Origin of the sequence: Massilia sp. CFBP 13721 (assembly GCF_014842025.1) — a bacterium.
Lineage (GTDB): Bacteria > Pseudomonadota > Gammaproteobacteria > Burkholderiales > Burkholderiaceae_D > Telluria.
In genome coordinates this window covers 188,913-205,881 of the sequence record NZ_JACYUY010000001.1, presented here as the reverse complement: position 1 = coordinate 205,881, position 16,969 = coordinate 188,913, and the positions used below count along the sequence as shown (strand labels likewise).

The window sequence follows — 16,969 nt, the reverse complement described above, 5'->3', positions numbered from 1 at the left end:
GAAAGATAATTACTCTGAGTCCTGCTATACAATTCGCTTTTCATGAACAATCGAGGCGCCGATGGACCGCATCAAAGCCATGCAGACCTTTGTCCGCATCGTCGAGGCCGGCAGTTTCACACGCGCCGCCGAAACGCTGGACCTGCCACGCGCCTCGTTGACGGCCACCATGCAGAACCTGGAAGCCTATCTCGGCACCCAGCTGCTGCTGCGCACGACGCGCTCGATTTCGCTCACCACCGACGGCGCCGCCTATTATGCGCAGTGCCTGGAAATCCTGGCGGCGGTCGAGGCGGCCGAGGCGCCATACCGCGGCACGGCGGGCAGTCCGCAAGGGCGCCTGCGCGTGGCGCTCCCCGGCGCCGTCGGCCGCCGGGTGGTGGTGCCGCGCATCGGCGAATTCCACGCGCAATATCCGGGCATCGAACTGGTGGTGTCGCTCAGCGACCGCGTGGCCGACCTGACGCGCGAAGGCATCGATTGCGCGCTGCGCGTGGGCGAACTCGATGATTCCGCCCTGATCGGACGCCAGATCGGCAGCATGTCCTTCGTCACCTGCGCGGCGCCGGCCTACCTCGCGCGCCACGGCACGCCGTTGAACCTCGACGATCTGGAACGGCACACGGGCGTGGTCCACTTCTCGGGACGTACCGGCCGCCCCTTCGACTGGGATTTCATGGTCGACGGCCAACCGGTGCGGCGGCGCCTGGCGGGAGCGATCGCCGTCAACGACGCCGACGCCTACGTCAGCTGCGGCCTGCAGGGCCTGGGGCTGATCCAGGCTGCCGCCTACATGGTGCAGGCGCACCTGGCGAGCGGCGCGCTGGTCGCGGTGCTGGCACACTTGCCGTCCGTGCCGATGCCGGTGTCGCTGGTCTACCCGCGCGGACGCATCGCCAATCCGCGCTTGCGCGTGTTCGCGCAGTGGATCGAGGCGCTGTTCGCGCTTGAACTGCACCTGGAGCCACACCTGGCCAGGCACACCCCTTTTTTGGAGAACCCATGAACCCGCACATCCAACCGGTCCCGTTAGAAAAAGCCTACCGCCTGTTGAACCATGGCCCGACGGTGCTGGTCTCGAGCCGCTTCGACGGCATCGACAACGTCATGGCCGCCGCCTGGGCCTGCGCCCTCGACTTCGCGCCGCCCAAGCTGACCGTGGTGCTCGACAAGGCGGTCAGGACGCGCGCCCTGGTCGAGGCCAGCGGCCGCTTCGTGGTGCAGGTGCCGACCGTGGCGCTGCTCGACCTGACCAACGAAGTGGGCAACCGCAGCCTGGCCGAGCATCCGGACAAGCTGCCGGAGGCCGGCGTCGAACTGTTGCGCCTGGCCGGCGACACGCTGCCTTTCGTCGCCGGCTGCGCGGCCTGGCTCGAATGCCGCCTGGTGCCCGAACCGCACAACCAGGCCAGCTACGACCTGTTCATCGGCGAAGTGATGGCCGCCTGGGCCGACGAGCGGGTGTTTCGCGACGGGCACTGGCATTTCGAAGATGCCGGTCCCGAATGGCGCAGCATCCACCACGTGGCCGGCGGCCACTTCTATGCGATCGGCGAACCGATGCGGGCACACGGGGCCGACGAATAAGCCGTTCGAAAATTTCGATGATAGGTCTGCAAACTACTCGCTTTTTGTTCGCCGGACGGGCGCGCATAATTCAACACATGCACAACACGGCACGGCCAGACCTGACAGGCGCCGAGGTTCGAATCGTTCGAACGGCCGATAACAAAAGGAGCGCATCATGTTGAAAGTACGTAAAAGCGAAGACCGCGGCGTCGCCAATTTCGGCTGGCTCGATTCGAAACACACCTTTTCGTTCGGCCATTACCAGGACCCGGCCCACATGGGCGTCGGCCCGCTGCGCGTCATCAACGAGGACCGCGTGTCCGCCGGCCGCGGCTTCGACTCGCACGGCCACCGCGACATGGAAATCATCTCGTACGTGCTCGACGGCGCGCTGGAACACAAGGACAGCATGGGTAACGGTTCCGTGCTGCGCTACGGCGACGTCCAGCGCATGAGCGCCGGCAAGGGCGTGGTGCACAGCGAATTCAATCACTCGAAGACCGAGCCGGTCCACTTCCTGCAGATCTGGATCCAGCCGAATGAACTCGGCGCCCCGGCCGGCTACGAAGAAAAACACTTCGACGCCGCCTCGAAAACCGGCCGCCTGCGCGTGGTGGCATCGAACGATGGCCGCGAAGGTTCGGTCTCGATCCGCCAGGATGCGTCGATCTACGCGGCGATCCTGGATGGGGACGACACGGTGAGTTTCCCGCTGCAGCCGGGGCGGATCGGCTACATCCACGTGGCGCGCGGCGCGCTGAACGTGAATGGCGTGGCGCTCAAGGCCGGGGATGCGGTGCGGATCGATGACGAGGCGCAGGTCAGCCTGGATGGCGCGGCGGATGCCGAGGTCTTGTTGTTCGACCTGCCGCGTTAAGAGCGTAGGTGGGCTCCACCCACCTACGAACCGCGCGGTCGTTGGTCAACGCTGGCATTGAAGTTGTAGGGTGGGCTCCGCCCACGCGTTACGCACGGATCCGGGTCGAAACACGGTACGTAGCCTGCATGCATTGCAACGCGTGGGCGGAGCCCACCCTACGGTCGGGACATTCGTCGGGCAACGATGTCGTTGGCGTGGTAAAGCTTGCCGAACCAGCCAGCAAGGCGCAAATCGTAGGGTGGGCTCTGCCCACGCGTTACGCACGGATCCGGGGCGAAACGCGGTACGTGGCCGGTACGCGTCGCCACGCGTGGGCGGAGCCCACCCTACGGTCGCGACACTCGTCGGCCAACGATATTATTGGCGTGGTGGAGCTGGCCGAACCAGCCGGCATGATCCCATACCGTGCACTGCCGTTATTGGTGAAGCTCGGTGTACCCCTTGCGCAGCTTTTCCGCCACCAGCTTTTCCATCTCGCGCGCGGCGCGGTCGCTGCTCTCGAAGTTCTTCGCCAGCGTCTGGCCGGCACTGCCGACGCGGCCGTAGCTGACCGTCAGTTCCGTGCCGCGCAACGCGGCGCGCCAGAACTTGTGCGAGCTGCCGGCCTGGAAGACGAGCGAACGTTCCAGGTCGGGCGTGCCGGTATCCGCAGCCGCAGCCTCGACCTCGACTGGCGCCGGTTCCATCACCCATGCACGCGGCAGCAGCGGCACTGCGGCGACTTCAACGCCAAGCGCAGTGTCTTCGCCGCTGGCCAGCATCGCCTCGATGCGCGCGATCACGGCCTCCGGATCGTCGAGCCAGTCCTTGCCCGGCAGGTCGAGCACGCGCCAGCCGAAGCTGCGCAGGATCCCCGGACGGAACACATAACGTTCCGCGCTGTCGTGCACCGTTTCGCCCGGATTGTCGAGCAGCAGGGCGAGGGCGTAGCCACCCTTGGATGGGGCGGCGATCGCGAGGTCGCAGCGGAACTGCGAGCGGCCGACGTTCACGTGCACGTCGTGGCCGCGCTCGCGCAGCGCTTGCGCCAGGGCGTCGCGGATGCTGTCGGCGCCGGCCTGGCGCTCGAAGGCGTCGCGTGCACCGGCATTCAGGGCGCCGAGGACGGCCTGGGCGCGCTCGAACTGGCCGGCGCTGCTGGCTTGGGCGAACTGGAGGAAGGCGCGCAGCGCGGCGGCGCCGTCGTTGTGGGTGTTGGTGATCGCTTCCGGCGCAATCGTCGACACCACCGCCATCCGGTGGCGCGCACGGCTGAAGATGACGTTCAGGCGCTTTTCGCCGCCGCGCCCGTTGATCGGCCCGAAAGTCATCAGCATCTTGCCGTCCGGCCCGGGGGCATAGCAGATGCTGAGGATGATCACGTCGCGCTCGTCGCCCTGCACGTTTTCCAGGTTCTTGACGAACAGGCCGTTGAACCCGTCGTCGTCCTCGCGCACATATTCGCGTTCCAGGCGCGTGGCGAAGTCGGCGTCCTCCGCTGCGAGGGCGTCGAGCGCCGCCTCGATCGCGCCTTGCTGGGCTTCCGAAAAGGCGACGATGCCCAGGCTGTGCGGCGTTTCGCGGCGCAGCAGTTCGCGCACCATCCGCGCGATGTACTGCGCCTCGGGCAGGTTGCGGCGCTCGCTGTAGACGCCGTCCGCCACCAGGTGATAGCTGACCGGCCGCGCCACGAGGCTGTCGGCGGCCACCGCGCCGACGTCAGGCGCATCCGAGCGCACCGGCGCCGCCGCCTCGCCCGCCTGCTCGATGGCGCGGTCGGGAATCGTCACCAGGCGCCCCTCGTAGAAGGCGGCATTGGAGAAGCTGATCAAGGCTTCGTGGCGGCTGCGGTAGTGCCAGGCCAGCAGCGTGGCCGGCAGGTTGCGCGCGGCCTGGCTCAGCAGGCTGTCGGAATCGAGGTGGATCGCGATGCGTTCGCCTTCTTCCTCGACTTCGATTTCGTCGATCTCGCCCGCGCTGCCACTGGCGAAGAAGCTGGTCGGCGGCAGCTGCATCTCGTCGCCGACCACCACCACCTGGCGCGCGCGGCTCAGGGCCGGTACCGATTCCTCGACCGGGATCTGGCTCGCTTCGTCGAAGATGACGACGTCGAACAGGTCGGCCGCGAGCGGCAACGTGTCCGACACCGACAGGGGGCTCATCAGCCAGACCGGCTTGAGGTCGTTGATGACGGCGCCGGAATCGCCGCTGCTCAGTTCGCGGATGGCGCGGTGGCGCATGCTCTTGCCGAATTCGTGTTCGAGTTCGCGCCGCCCGCCCGCATAGCGCTTTTTAAACGCCTTGGCGGCGTCGTCGAGCCCCGCGGCCGAGGCGGCGGAGACAGCGACGTTGCGGGCAAAACGCGCGTGCTGGCTGGCGCGCACCACCTGGGCATTCAGGGCCAGCAGCTCGCGCTGGCCGGCGGCGAGCGCGCGTGCCGCCTGGGCCAGCGCGGCGCCGCCAAAGGCTTGCAGCACGGGCGCGGCCCGCTCGGCGCGGCGCAGCGCTTCGTCGGCCAGCAGCGCGTCGAATTCTTCCGGAGAATGGTCGAGACGGCGCAGCGCCATCGCGCAGGCGGGGTCGCCCGCGTGCACGGCGCGCAGGGGCGGCAGCAGGTCGGGCAGGTCGTCCAGGCCCTCGCGCAGGTCGCGCAGCAGTTCGGCGATCTCACCCAGCGGCGCGGCCGGTGCCAGGTCGAGCGTGTCGTGCGTGAGCCCGGCCAGGCGTTCGATGACGGGGGCGGCGCGCGCCAGCAGCGCGGCGGCGGCGATTGGATCGGCCGCCGCACGCAGCCAGGCCACCAATGCCTGCGGTCCGGCGCCGGCTTGCAGGCGCGCCTCCAGTTCGCCCAGCGCGCGCAGGAAGGCATTCATGTCGTCCACGCCGTAGCGTTGGCGGCTGTCTGCTTCGGCGGCGTCAAGGGCGCCGGCGGCCTGCTGTTCCGCGGCCAGCGCGGCCAGTACCTGGCGATAATCCGGCTGCACCGCATGCTTGCCGAAGTCGTAGCGACGCTGCAGTTCGCCGCGCAGGCGCCACCAGCGCGGCTGCAGCCAGCGCAGGGGCGACGGTTCGAGTTCCTGCGCCAGCGCGAGCGCGGCGGCGGTGTCGGCCGGGGCGAGCTTGTCGCGCCAGTGGGCAGTCGCGGCCGTCGCCTCGGCCAGTGCGGCGGTGCGCGCCGCCAGCTCGGTGCGCGTCGCCTGCAGCGTGGCGCGCGCGCCGGACGACGCGTCGAGCAGGTCGAGGTGCGCGGCCAGGCCGGCTCCCATCAGGCGCGCGGCCTCCTGGGCAAGGGCGCGCGCCTGCGCCAGCGGCGTCGCCGTGCCGATCGGGCCGGCTTCGTTTGCGAACAATGGGTCGAGCTGTTCGAATAGCGCGTCGGTATCGCGGCACAGCCCTTCGACGCGTGCGTACGCGCCATCGTCCGTAACGAGACCCGGCGCCAGGCGCGCGAATGCGTGCGCCGCCAGGCTGTCGAGGCCGAAGCGCTCGCGCATGGCGCGGTGCAGGCGCATGGCCAGCTCGCGCTGGGCGTCCCAGCTTGCCAGTTCCGGCAATGCCGCGCGCACGGCGGGAGATGCAACGGGCGGCGCCGCCAGCGAGGCCACGCGCCGCAGCAGCGCACGCACGCTGGTGCCCAGCGAATCGGGCGCGGCGGCGAGGGCGGCCTCGAAGGCATTGATGCGCGCCTGGTGCGCGTCGAGTTCGGATACGAGCGCCGCGCGCTGCGCCGCCAGTGCCTGGCCGTCGTTCGGCTGGGCGATCCAGGCTTCGTAGCAGGACTTCAGGTCGGCGATGAAGGCCTTCTTGTCGGTTTGCGAATCGTGGATCAGGCAGCACAACGGATCGAGGGCGCTCTGGCGCAGGCGGCTGAAGACGACGTCGAGCGCGGCGCGCTTTTCGCAGACGAACAGCACGCGCTTGCCGCGGCCGGCGTAGTCGGCGATCAGGTTGGTGATCGTCTGAGACTTGCCGGTGCCGGGCGGCCCCTGGATGATGAAACTGCGCTCGCTGCGCGCCAGGCTGACGGCGGCGTTCTGGGTGGCGTCGGATGCCACCACGTTCCAGCGCTCGCTTTGCGCCAGCGGCGCCGGGCTGCCGGTGTCGACGGCGCGCGGCTCGATCGAGAACACGCGGTCGAAGGCCGGATTCGCGTCCGGCGTGTCGAGCAGCTGGGCGTAGTCGCGTACCAGCGACATCTTCTTGTAGTTGAAGTTCGCGAGCGTGACCTGGGTCAGGTCGACGTCCCAGGCGTAGCGGTGGCCGCTGGATTCTTCCAGCACGTAGCCCTCGCGGGCCTCGGCACCTTCCGCCATCTGCGGCTGGCGCGGTGCCGCCAGGGGTGGCGCGCCGGCCTCGAAGCGCTGCGGCAGCGGACTTGGGCGCACCCATCGCTCGAACAGGGCCTGGCCGAGCGGCCGGTAATCGTCGCGCGCATAGCTGTAGGGCGGCAGCGCACTGTTCGCCGTGCGCTGCGCGGCCGCAGGTTTACGCCGCTGGTATTGCTGCATGCGCTGCATGGCCTTCTGGCGCACGAGGCGGATCGCCGGCTTGTCGACCAGGCGCAGCTCGACTGCCGGTTCGGTGCGGCGGATTTGCGCCAGCAGGCCGGCGTGGATCTCGGCCAGCGAGGTTGTCTCGAGGTCGACCTTTTCCGGCAGCCGGATGTCGTACAGCTGGCTCAGTTGATGGCGCAGCACCGGATTGAATTCGGCGTCGGCATCCGCGCACTGCAGCACGTAATGGTCGCGCACGCCCTTGCGCTTGACCAGCTCGACGGGCAGCCACAGCAGCGGCGTGACGATGCGCTCGTCCGGGTCTTCCTTCAGGTTGTGCCAGCGCAGGAAAGCGACCACCAGGCGCAGGTTGCTGAAGCCGAATTCGGCGCGGTCGCGGCGGGTGTCGGACAGCAGCTGGTCGAGCGCGCCGGGCAGATACGGCTGGTCGTCGAAGCGCAGCCATTGCTGCAGCGAGACCGGCTTGCCGGCCACCACGTCGGCGGCAAAGGCGCCGTTCCAGGTGCAGATGTCGTCCGCGCGGATGCTGTCGACCTGCAGCACCAGCGGCACGCTGGCGACAGTCAGGTTGACGGTGGCTGCCGTCGGGCGGAAGTGCAGCAGGCGGTTGTGGCGCGACAGGTCGAACAGGCGGTCGCGCAGATGGGTCAGCACCGCGGCGCGGCGGCCGGTGGCGCCGGATGTGCCGGCCAGCGCGCGGCCGACGTCGAGCGCGAGCGGCTGGTCGCGCCAGGTGCGCAGGCGCGTGGCCAGCGCGGCGACGCCGGTGGCGCGCTCGTGGCGGTTGACCTCGGTCATCTCGACGACCAGCGCGGCCAGGATCGGGTGCAGGCGCGGGTTCAGCGCGAACAGGTTGCGGCGCTGGGTGACGAACTGGCGCAGGTCGTCCTCCATCGCGAAATCGAGGCCGGTGGCCAGCGCCGCCAGGGTCATCCCGAGCGCGAACACGTCGGTCAGTTCGTCGTGGTGGCCGAGCAGGCGTTCCCAGCTCAGTGGTCCCGGCAGGTAGACGGGACGCGCGATCGGCGCGCCGGCGTCGCTTTGCAGGGCCAGGTCCTGCGTCTCCGGCAGGCTGTCGTCGCCGCTGCGGCCGCGTTCGAGCGCGCCGATGATGTTCAGGCTGGACGCGGCATGCGGCTGGATGCGGGCGATGGCCGCCGGCGCCAGGCTGGGCACCAGGCCCTGCGGGCGGCGCAGGGCGAGCACGCCTGCGGCCAGCACGATCTCGTCGGCGTCGAGGCCGGCCACCTTGCCGTCGGCGTGCAATGCCGCGACCTGCGCGAACAGCGGCAGCATCAGGCGCACGATGTCGTCCGGTGGTAGCGGCATGCCGGCTTGGGCCTCGATGAGGGCGCGCAGGTCGGCAGCGGGCGGCGCCAGGTTGGCGTCGATAGGGTCGTTCATGCGGATTCCTTCGCCAGGCGGCGTTTGTAGCGGTCCAGTTCGCGCTTGCCGAAGCCGGCGTCGCGGCGCAGGCGCAGTATCAAGTCATCGAGGCTGCCGAGGGTGGTTGCGACTTCGCCGGCGCGCAGCAGCGCGGCGTCCTGCTGGTCGGGGTCGCGCAGGGCCAGGTCGAGCATCAGGGCGTTCAGGTAGGCGTGAATGCTGGCGTCGGCGCCATCAAACTGCGCCGGATCGAGCCCCGGTTCGTCGTCGCGCCAGTCGGGGAACATGCTGCGCAGTTGGGCCAGTACGGCATCGCTGGCGAGCGCCGTGCCGGCCAGGTAGTGCGCCAGGAAGCCGCGCGTAAGCATCTGCAGGCGCGCCTGGCCCGGCAGGTCGAGCCGCTCCAGCGCGAGTGGGCCGAGCAGGCGCTTCTCGAGCCAGGCTTCGAGATCGGGCGCGCCGTCCCACCAATGCGCCAGTGCCCGCGCGCGAACGAACGTTTCGGGGTGCGTATGCGCGGCGCTGGCGCCGGCCTCGTTCGATTCGACCTCGGCGGCCTGGCGCAGGTAGGCGGCGGCGTCGACCGTGCCGATCCCGGTCTCCACCTTCACCAGTGCCGCCACCGCCGGCGCCACGCCATCCGCCGCCAGCGCCCCGCCGCGGTCGGCGAACAATTCGGTGTGCAGCGCGTACCTGCGCCAGGTCTCGCGCTGGCTGCTTGACGCCTGGCCGGTAACCACCGCGTCGTGCAGGATGCGGTCGGCCACGAACAGGCTGCCGCCATCCCGCGACCACAACAGGTAATGCGCCAGCTCGTGGCCGAACACCGCGCGCAGCTCGTCCGCCGTCATGCGCTCGAACAGCGGGCCCTGGACGACGATGTGGACTTCGCTCGCCACGTAGTACAGGGCGGCATTCATTTCCTGGCCGGGCATCTGGTACAGCGTGGCCGGCGCGTCGATGCCGAGGCGCGCCATGGCGGTCGCCAGGTGGCCGTGGACCCCGGGATGCGCTTCCGGCTCGATGCGGTAGGTACCGCGCAGCAGCGCCGCGCGCAGGGCCTCGCGCTGCTGGGCATCGGTGGTGCGCTCGCTGGCCCAGCGCCAGACGTCGGGCTCGTGGCAGCGCAGGTAGTCGATGACGGCGGTGTGGTAAGCCAGGGGGGCGAGGACGGAACGTGCTGGTGTGGGGGAATCCATGAGACGGTGCTGTCGAATAGGTGCGGAAGGTGGATGCTGCTGAGTTTACAGGGAAAGCGCAGCGGGCGTCCACGCCAGCCGCCGGAGTACTCAGGCCGGGTTCAGCATGCGCTCGACCAGCACGCCGTCGCGCACCCGTTCCTTCCACCAGTCGAGCGCCGCGCCCGATTCGCCGGTGCGCCAGGCCAGGTACAGGGTTTCGTCGGGCTTGGGCTCCTCGACCGCCTTGACCACCAGGCGGCCGGCCGCGACGTCCTCGCGAACCCAGGGTTCGGGCAGGAAGCCGAAACCGAGGCCGGCGCGCTGGAAGGCGTACTTGGTTTGCATGTCGGGCACGGCCAGCGTGTTCTGGCCGAACAGCAGGCCGACGGTGCGCGCCTGCAGCTGGCGCGCCGAGTCCGATACGGATACGGCGCGGTGCGCAGCCAGGTCGGCCTTGGCCAGCGGCGCGGTGATGGCAGCGAGCGGATGACCGGGCGTGGTCACGAACAGGAAGCGCACCGTCGCCAGCGGCAGCGCGGTGTAGCCGCCGCCCGAAGGACCGGCGCCGGCCGCGCCCACCAGCAGGTCGGCGCGGCGGTCGAGCAGCGCTTCCCAGGTGCCGGACAGGGCTTCCTTCAGCAGGCGCAGGCGGGTCTGGTCGGCCACGGCGCAAAAGCTTTCGACCGCTTCCATCAGCGGGTTCGGGCACAGCATCGAATCGATGGCGATGGTGAACTCGGTTTCCCAGCCCGAGGCCACGCGCCGCACGCGCCGTTCGAGGTCGCCCGCGGCTTTCAACAGGTAGCGCCCCTCCTTGAGCAGTTCGGCGCCGGCTGGCGTGAGTTCGACGCGCGGGCCAAAGCGCTCGAACAGCTGCACGCCCAGGTCTTCCTCGAGCTTGGCCACAGTGTAGGAAATCGTGGAGGGTACCCGGAACAGTTCTTTGGCGGCGGCGGCAAAAGAGCCGCGGCGGGCAATGGTGTCGACGGTGAGCAGGGCGTCCAGGCTGAGTTTGAGCATGCTTTCGGTGGGGGCGATTGCTGATGGCGGCATGATAACCCGGCATCTGCTTCGGTCAGCAATTGCATTAGGCAATTGACCACAATCAGCTTACCCAGCCGACGATTCGACCAAGTTTTGACCTATCACAAACCAACCACATCCATATCCGGCCCGGCGCGCGAAAGCCGTAGGAAAATCGGCAGCATCTGCGAATGGATGTGCCGGCTGATCCGATCAGTCCTCATAAAACCAGACAGGAGACATATCATGAAGAAGGATGGCAACGCGTCGAAACAATCTCAGTCGGCCCCAGGGCGCAGGAAATTCCTGGGCAGCGCCGCCGCCGGCGCCACGCTCGCGGTGCCCATGATCGCCACTGCGCAAACGCCGACGAAAATGCGCTTCCAGAGCACCTGGCCGAGCAAGGACATCTTCCACGAGTACGCGCTCGACTTCGCCAGGAAGGTGAACGACATGACCGGCGGCGAGCTGCGCATCGAGGTGCTGCCCGCCGGCGCCGTGGTGCCGGCATTCGGCCTGCTTGACGCCGTCTCGAAAGGCACCCTCGACGGCGGCCACGGCGTGATGGGCTACAACTACGGCAAGCAGGCGGCGATCGCCTTGTGGACCTCGGGGCCGGCCTACGGCATGGACGCCAATATGGTGCTGGCCTGGCACAAGTACGGCGGCGGCAAGGAACTCCTCGCCGAGCTGTACAACGGCATCGGCGCCAACATCGTTTCCTTTCTCACCGGCCCGATGCCGACCCAGCCGCTGGGCTGGTTCAAGAAGCCGATCAGCAAGAAGGAAGACTTGAAGGGCATGAAGTTCCGCACCAACGGCCTGGCGATCGACCTGTTCACCGCCATGGGGGCGGCAGTGAACGCGCTGCCGGGCGGCGAGATCGTGCCGGCAATGGACCGCGGCCTGCTCGACGGCGCCGAATTCAACAACGCCAGCTCGGACCGCCTGCTCGGCTTTCCCGACGTCTCCAAGGTGTGCATGCTGCAAAGCTTTCACCAGAGCTCGGAACAATTCGAGATCACCTTCAACAAGACCAAATACAACGCGCTGCCGCCGAAACTGAAATCGATCATCGAGAACGCGGTCGAGGCATCGTCGTCCGACATGGCCTGGAAGGCGGTCGACCGCTACTCCAAGGATTACCGCGAGATGCAGGCCAAGCAGGGCGTCAAGTTCTACAAGACGCCGGACGCGGTACTGCAGGCGCAGCTGGCGGTGTGGGACGAAGTGGTGGCGAAAAAGGGGGCCAACAACCCGCTGTTCAGGAAGGTGGAGGCGTCGATGCGCACCTTTGCCGAGCGCGCCATGAAGTGGGACATGGACACCAACAATCCGCGCCGCATGGCCTACAACCACTACTTCGGCAAAAAAGCGGCGGCGCCGACCAAGGCCTGAGCCACTGGCCTGCAGGCGCGTTGGATGCCACGCCGGTTGCCGGGGTGGCCCCGGGGTGGATTTATTGGGCGACCGGAGGGGCTTCATGCAGAGAGTCTTGTTGTTCGTCGACCGCATCAGCAGCTGGGTGGGCCAGGCGTTTTCGTGGCTGATCGTGGCGCTCACTTTCCTCATCACCTGGGAAGTATTCGCGCGCTATGCCCTGAACACGCCCAACCCCTGGGCCTTCGACCTGATGATCATGATGTACGGCAGCGCCTTCATGATGGCCGGGGCCTATACGCTGGCCAAGAACGGCCACGTGCGCGGCGACGTGCTGTACACCTTCTTTCCGCCGCGCCTGCAGGCTGGCCTCGACCTGCTGCTGTATGTCGTCTTCTTCATTCCCGGCGTGATCGCCCTGGTCTGGGCCGGCACTACCTATGCGGCCGAGTCGCTCGCCATCCAGGAGCACTCGACGCTCACCGCCAACGGCCCGCCGCTGTATCCGTTCAAGATGGTCATTCCCCTGGCCGGCATCCTGCTCCTGCTGCAGGGGGCGGTCGAGATCGTGCGCTGCGTGGTCTGCCTGCGCGACGGCGCCTGGCCCTCGCGCGAGGCCGACGTTGAGGAAGTCGACGTCGACAAGCTCAAGGCGATGGTGCATGCGGACGAGCCGGGGACCACATGAGAAAGGAGACCTGGTTCGGGCTGTCGATCCTGGTCGCGATCGTCGCCGCCCTGTTCTGGCTGATGCCGGCCCCGGACGAGATGACCAACGGCCACCTGGGCCTCCTGATGCTGGCGCTGGTGGTGGTCGCCATCATGCTCGGTTTTCCGACGGCGTTCACGCTGATGGGCATGGGGGTGATCTTCGCCTGGTTCGCCTTCCACAGCCAGGACCCGGGCCAGGCGGTGCAGCTGACGCTCGACCTGATGGTGCAGCGCGCCTATTCGGTGATGGCCAACGACGTGCTGATCTCGATCCCGCTGTTCATCTTCATGGGTTACCTGGTCGAGCGCGCCAACCTGATCGAACGCCTGTTCAAGAGCCTGCACATCGCCATGGCGCGCGTGCCCGGCTCGCTGGCGGTGGCGACCATCGTCACCTGCGCCATCTTCGCCACCGCCACCGGCATCGTCGGTGCTGTCGTCACGCTGATGGGGCTGCTGGCGCTGCCGGCCATGCTGAAAGCCGGCTACAGCACGCAATTGTCGGCCGGCTGCATTACGGCGGGCGGCTGCCTGGGCATCCTGATTCCGCCCTCGGTACTGCTGATTGTGTACGGGGCGACGGCCGGGGTATCGGTGGTCAAGCTGTATGCGGGCGCCTTATTTCCCGGCATCATGCTGGCGGCGCTGTACGTCGGCTATGTCCTGCTGGTAGCCAGGCTCAAACCGTCGGCGGCACCGCCGCTGCCGGCCGCGGAGCGTGTGGTCGAACTGCCGGCTTTCACCCGCGCGATTCCGAATGCCTACAACAAGATGGCGCTGTCCGGCCTGGTGCAGGCCTTCACGGGCGCGCGCCTGCCGCGCGGTATGCTCGCCTCGAACCTGTTCGTGGCGCTGCTGCCCGCGCTTGCTTTCATCCTCGTCATGGGCGCCAGTTACCGCATCGTCACCGCGCCCGAAGCGGCGCCCACCGAGCTGGTCGAGATGAGCGCCGCGCAGGATTTGAGCGCCCCGTCCGCCGGCGACAGCGGCGGCCTGCAGGAACCGCCCGCGGAAGGCGGCCTGGCCGAACCACCGGTCGAGGGTGGGCTGGCCGAGCCGCCGCTGGAAGGGGCGCCGCCCGCTACGCCGGCGACTTCGGGTGCAGGCAGCGGTACGGCCCTGTCGGCAGCCTCTGTCGCGCCGTCGAACGCCGGCGCCGGGCCGACTTCGGTCGCGGCCGATCCAGTCGCCAAACCGGCCACGCAGACGTTTTGGATCGTGCTCGCCGTCGGCGCGGCCGCGCTGGCCGTGTTCTACCTGTTCTTCAGCTTTGCGCGCCTGGAAATCTTCAAGATGCTGCTCGGCTCGCTGTTCCCGCTGGCGATCATGATCCTGGCGGTCCTCGGCAGCATCGTGTTCGGGCTGGCGACGCCGACCGAGGCGGCGGCAATGGGCGCCTTCGGCGGCCTGATCCTGGCGATTGCCTACCGTCGCTTCAATTTCAACCTGCTGCGCGAGTCGGCCCACCTCACCACCAAGACCACGGCCATGGTGTGCTGGCTGTTCGTTGGTTCCAGCATCTTCTCGGCCGCGTTCGCCCTGCTGGGCGGGCAGGAAATCATCAATGCCTGGGTGCTGGGGATGGAACTGACACCGGTGCAGTTCATGGTGCTGGCGCAGGTGGTGATTTTCCTGCTCGGCTGGCCGCTCGAGTGGACCGAGATCATCGTCATCTTCATGCCGATCTTCGTGCCGCTCCTGGCCCACTTCAACATCGATCCGCTGTTTTTCGGCCTGCTGGTGGCGATGAACCTGCAAACCGCCTTCCTGTCGCCGCCGGTGGCGATGTCGGCCTTTTACCTGAAGGGCGTGGCGCCGCCGCACGTGACGCTGAACCAGATCTTCATGGGCATGCTGCCCTTCATGGGCATCCAGGTGTTGGGGATCGCGCTGCTATATGCCTTTCCGGCGATCGGGCTGTGGCTGCCGGGGGTGTTGTACAAATAAGAGAAATCCTGCTTCAGGAAACGCAGTAGCGCCTGCTCGCTGGAAGTGGCTGGGTGCGGGTGCGCCCTTGATTGTAGTCCACCCGACGCCGGCGCGAGCGGGTGCGGGATTACTCTACGACTCTTGCTCGACCTTGACGTCGGCGACTGCACGGCGTTCTTCCAGTACACGGTCGTAACCGCCGCGCAGCCAGACGAACAGCACGGCCATGATGAACGGGCCCACGAACAGGCCGATCACGCCCATCGTCGACACACCGCCCAGCAGGCCGAACAGCACGGCCAGGAAGGGCAGGTTGACCTTGCGGCCGATCAGCTTAGGCCGGACAAATTTGTCGACCAGGAACAGTTCGATCGTGCCCCACATGAACAGGCCAAGCGCCGCGCCCGAATGTCCCTGGCCCAGCAACAGCAGCGACACCATCGTGAACGACAGCGGCGCGCCGCCCGGAATCAGCGCCAGGTAGCCGGTGATGACGCCGAGCAGGACCGGCGCCGGCGCGCCGGCGACCGCATAGGCCAGGCCCAGCACGATGCCCTCCAGGATGGCGATCGAGAACAGGCCGAGCGCCGTGCCGCGCACCGACAGCGGCAGCACGCGGCGCAGCATGCCGTAGTGCGCCGGCAGCAGGCGCATGCCGGTCTGGTCGACGTAGCGCACCACGGTCGGGCCGTGCAGGTAGAGCACGAACAGGGTCAACAAGGTAAGGAACAGGTACAGCGCATTGGCCAGGATGGTCGAGCCCCAGGTGCGCGCCGCGCCGGTCAAGTGCGGCATGAAGTCGCCCACGGTGGTCTGGATCAGGGTATTCAGGCCGCCGGGCACGGCGAGGTGCTTTTCCCACCATTCGTGGGCGGAGGTCGCGATGATCGGCAGGTCCGCCAGCCAGGCCGGCATCGGCACGCCGGTCTCGTTGAGCTTGTTCACCAGACGGTGCACGCTGGCGACTTCGCCGCCCAGGGTATCGAGCAGCAGCAACGCCGGCCCGATGAAGCTGACGACCAGCGCGCCGAGCAGGGTGCTGGCCGAGAGCACGCGTGGCCAGCCGCGCGCAATCAGGCGCATATGCAGCGGCCAGGTGATGATCGCCAGCAGCGCCGCCCAGGCGAGCGAGCCGAGGAAGTGCTGCAGCAACAGCGCCAGAACGACGGCGAACCCGATCGGAAGGAGGAGCCTGGAATAGCGCGTGCCGGTCATGGCTGGAACCGGGTCGCCGCCGGGTATTGCATCGTAGTCGGCGCGGCCGCGCGTTCAAAAGATTGGTTCCCGCTGGCGGGAGGCGTCGGTTGTCTCATCGGCAAGTCGCATGCGGGTGGGCCGGCGCGCGGCCGGGTCCCCGGTAGTATAGATCAGTGGGCTTGGAGAAAAGATTGGCTTAAGCGAAGCATAAGTTCGGGAATTGGAAGCGTGCGGTTCGTGCACCGGCATTGAGCTACCTCCACCCGGCTGCTTTCGCCGCGCCTAGATTAGTCAGAACATGCAATCTGCATGATGACCAAGGGGACAATCATGGAAATCCGATGGATGCGGGCTGCTACGCAGGCCGCCGGGACCCTGCTGGCGGCAGGGACTTTGTGGGGCGTGGCGGCAGAGGCCGCTCCGCCTGCCCAGGCAAAGGTCCAGGCACCGAGGGACGTGTACGGCATCGTCAACCTGGCGCCGCCGCCGGTGTATCGCGCCTTTATCAACGCGCGCAGCCAGGTCGCCTTCGAATACACCGGACCGGACAATTCGCCGCACGTCGGCTTCTTCGACGGCCAGCGGGTCGTCAATGCCGAACCAGCCGGCGCCCTGGGCAGCCTCGTGGCCAACCTGAACGACCGCGGCGAGGTCGCCGCCCACGCGGTGCTGCCCGACGTCACTACCTTCATGCCTTACCGCTGGACGCAGGCGGGCGGGCCGACCCTGCTGCCCGATCCGCATCCCAACGCCGACACGTTTACCAGCGACATCAACAACCGCGGCCAGATCGTCGGCTTTTCCCAGCAAGTCGACCTTGCCGCCCGCTGGGACGGCGCCAACCGCCTGGTGCCGCTGCAAATGCCGGCCGGCTACGCGCAAGCGATCGCCTACGACATCAACGAGTCGAACATAGCGGCCGGCGTGGCCGTGGCGCCGGACGGCAACAACCATTCGGTATTGTGGGATGCCGCCGGCCGCCTGGTCGACCTCGGCACATTTGGCGCGAGCTCGTCGTTCGCACTCCAGATCAACGACCGCAACGAGGTCGGGGCGACCGCGGTGACGGCCGACGCAGCCGGCAACCAGTATTAGCGCTCCCTGCTGTGGAACCGCCGCGCCGGCGCCGCCTTCGTCTCGCGGCCTGGATCGCAGTCCGTCATCGCCGCGCTGAACGAACGCAGCGAAGCGGTGGGGCGTCTGCTGCCGCCCGATCCTGG

Annotated in this window: 11 protein-coding genes; 7 read left to right on the top strand and 4 right to left on the bottom strand. The window is 68.0% G+C overall.

From position 1 onward, the window contains the following. Positions 1-61: 61 nt before the first annotated feature. The 3 genes from IFT60_RS00865 (at position 62) to IFT60_RS00855 (ending at position 2,446) form a co-directional block, all read left to right on the top strand. On the top strand, positions 62-1,006 hold the full coding sequence (locus IFT60_RS00865; RefSeq protein WP_192048461.1) for a LysR family transcriptional regulator: 945 nt from the start codon (positions 62-64) through the stop codon (positions 1,004-1,006). Next, the gene (locus tag IFT60_RS00860) at positions 1,003-1,587 is read left to right on the top strand and encodes a flavin reductase family protein (protein ID WP_192048459.1); all 585 of its coding nucleotides are present in this window, start codon (positions 1,003-1,005) and stop codon (positions 1,585-1,587) included. The genes IFT60_RS00865 and IFT60_RS00860 overlap by 4 nt, the downstream gene beginning before the upstream one ends. A gap of 157 nt (positions 1,588-1,744) precedes the next feature. Further along, the gene (locus IFT60_RS00855; protein WP_192048457.1) at positions 1,745-2,446 is read left to right on the top strand and encodes a pirin family protein; all 702 of its coding nucleotides are present in this window, start codon (positions 1,745-1,747) and stop codon (positions 2,444-2,446) included. A gap of 419 nt (positions 2,447-2,865) precedes the next feature. Here the strand turns inward: IFT60_RS00855 and IFT60_RS00850 are convergent, their stop codons facing one another. The 3 genes from IFT60_RS00850 to IFT60_RS00840 all read right to left on the bottom strand — a co-directional run bounded on the left by IFT60_RS00850 (position 2,866) and on the right by IFT60_RS00840 (position 10,529). Further along, positions 2,866-8,346 carry an AAA domain-containing protein gene (locus tag IFT60_RS00850; RefSeq protein ID WP_192048455.1) on the bottom strand — a complete coding sequence of 1,827 codons (5,481 nt, stop codon included), beginning with the start codon at positions 8,344-8,346 and terminating at the stop codon, positions 2,866-2,868. After that, a complete protein-coding gene (locus tag IFT60_RS00845; RefSeq protein WP_192048453.1) occupies positions 8,343-9,527 on the bottom strand; it encodes a M48 family metalloprotease in 1,185 nt (394 codons plus the stop codon). The genes IFT60_RS00850 and IFT60_RS00845 overlap by 4 nt, the downstream gene beginning before the upstream one ends. A gap of 90 nt (positions 9,528-9,617) precedes the next feature. Continuing rightward, positions 9,618-10,529 (bottom strand): LysR substrate-binding domain-containing protein, encoded by a 912-nt coding sequence (locus IFT60_RS00840; protein WP_192048803.1) that lies wholly within the window; start codon positions 10,527-10,529, stop codon positions 9,618-9,620. Positions 10,530-10,778: 249 nt separating this feature from the next. Here IFT60_RS00840 and IFT60_RS00835 point away from each other — a divergent pair, with 249 nt between their 5' ends. The 3 genes from IFT60_RS00835 to IFT60_RS00825 all read left to right on the top strand — a co-directional run bounded on the left by IFT60_RS00835 (position 10,779) and on the right by IFT60_RS00825 (position 14,570). Beyond that, the gene (locus tag IFT60_RS00835) at positions 10,779-11,930 is read left to right on the top strand and encodes a TRAP transporter substrate-binding protein (protein ID WP_192048451.1); all 1,152 of its coding nucleotides are present in this window, start codon (positions 10,779-10,781) and stop codon (positions 11,928-11,930) included. 85 nt (positions 11,931-12,015) lie between these two features. Next, positions 12,016-12,600, top strand: a complete 585-nt coding sequence (locus tag IFT60_RS00830) for a TRAP transporter small permease subunit (protein WP_192048449.1) — start codon at positions 12,016-12,018, stop codon at positions 12,598-12,600. Next, positions 12,597-14,570, top strand: coding sequence for a TRAP transporter large permease subunit (locus IFT60_RS00825; RefSeq protein ID WP_192048447.1), 1,974 nt, complete (start codon positions 12,597-12,599; stop codon positions 14,568-14,570). The genes IFT60_RS00830 and IFT60_RS00825 overlap by 4 nt, the downstream gene beginning before the upstream one ends. 114 nt (positions 14,571-14,684) lie before the next feature. On the opposite strand, the gene IFT60_RS00820 is transcribed toward IFT60_RS00825, so the two are convergent. Beyond that, positions 14,685-15,767 carry an AI-2E family transporter gene (locus tag IFT60_RS00820; protein WP_192048445.1) on the bottom strand — a complete coding sequence of 361 codons (1,083 nt, stop codon included), beginning with the start codon at positions 15,765-15,767 and terminating at the stop codon, positions 14,685-14,687. A 312-nt stretch (positions 15,768-16,079) separates the two neighbouring features. Here IFT60_RS00820 and IFT60_RS00815 point away from each other — a divergent pair, with 312 nt between their 5' ends. Then, positions 16,080-16,844 (top strand): hypothetical protein, encoded by a 765-nt coding sequence (locus IFT60_RS00815; RefSeq protein ID WP_192048443.1) that lies wholly within the window; start codon positions 16,080-16,082, stop codon positions 16,842-16,844. Positions 16,845-16,969: the final 125 nt, after the last annotated feature.

What these genes read in the sequence shown, in the direction of transcription:
- IFT60_RS00840 (WP_192048803.1), bottom strand. Translation starts at nt 10,529, where the DNA reads ATGCTCAAACTCAGCCTGGACGCCCTGCTCACCGTCGACACCATTGCC.
- IFT60_RS00830 (WP_192048449.1), top strand. Translation starts at nt 12,016, where the DNA reads ATGCAGAGAGTCTTGTTGTTCGTCGACCGCATCAGCAGCTGGGTGGGC.
- IFT60_RS00845 (WP_192048453.1), bottom strand. Translation starts at nt 9,527, where the DNA reads ATGGATTCCCCCACACCAGCACGTTCCGTCCTCGCCCCCCTGGCTTAC.
- IFT60_RS00815 (WP_192048443.1), top strand. Translation starts at nt 16,080, where the DNA reads ATGGAAATCCGATGGATGCGGGCTGCTACGCAGGCCGCCGGGACCCTG.
- IFT60_RS00820 (WP_192048445.1), bottom strand. Translation starts at nt 15,767, where the DNA reads ATGACCGGCACGCGCTATTCCAGGCTCCTCCTTCCGATCGGGTTCGCC.
- IFT60_RS00855 (WP_192048457.1), top strand. Translation starts at nt 1,745, where the DNA reads ATGTTGAAAGTACGTAAAAGCGAAGACCGCGGCGTCGCCAATTTCGGC.
- IFT60_RS00850 (WP_192048455.1), bottom strand. Translation starts at nt 8,346, where the DNA reads ATGAACGACCCTATCGACGCCAACCTGGCGCCGCCCGCTGCCGACCTG.
- IFT60_RS00825 (WP_192048447.1), top strand. Translation starts at nt 12,597, where the DNA reads ATGAGAAAGGAGACCTGGTTCGGGCTGTCGATCCTGGTCGCGATCGTC.
- IFT60_RS00860 (WP_192048459.1), top strand. Translation starts at nt 1,003, where the DNA reads ATGAACCCGCACATCCAACCGGTCCCGTTAGAAAAAGCCTACCGCCTG.
- IFT60_RS00865 (WP_192048461.1), top strand. Translation starts at nt 62, where the DNA reads ATGGACCGCATCAAAGCCATGCAGACCTTTGTCCGCATCGTCGAGGCC.
- IFT60_RS00835 (WP_192048451.1), top strand. Translation starts at nt 10,779, where the DNA reads ATGAAGAAGGATGGCAACGCGTCGAAACAATCTCAGTCGGCCCCAGGG.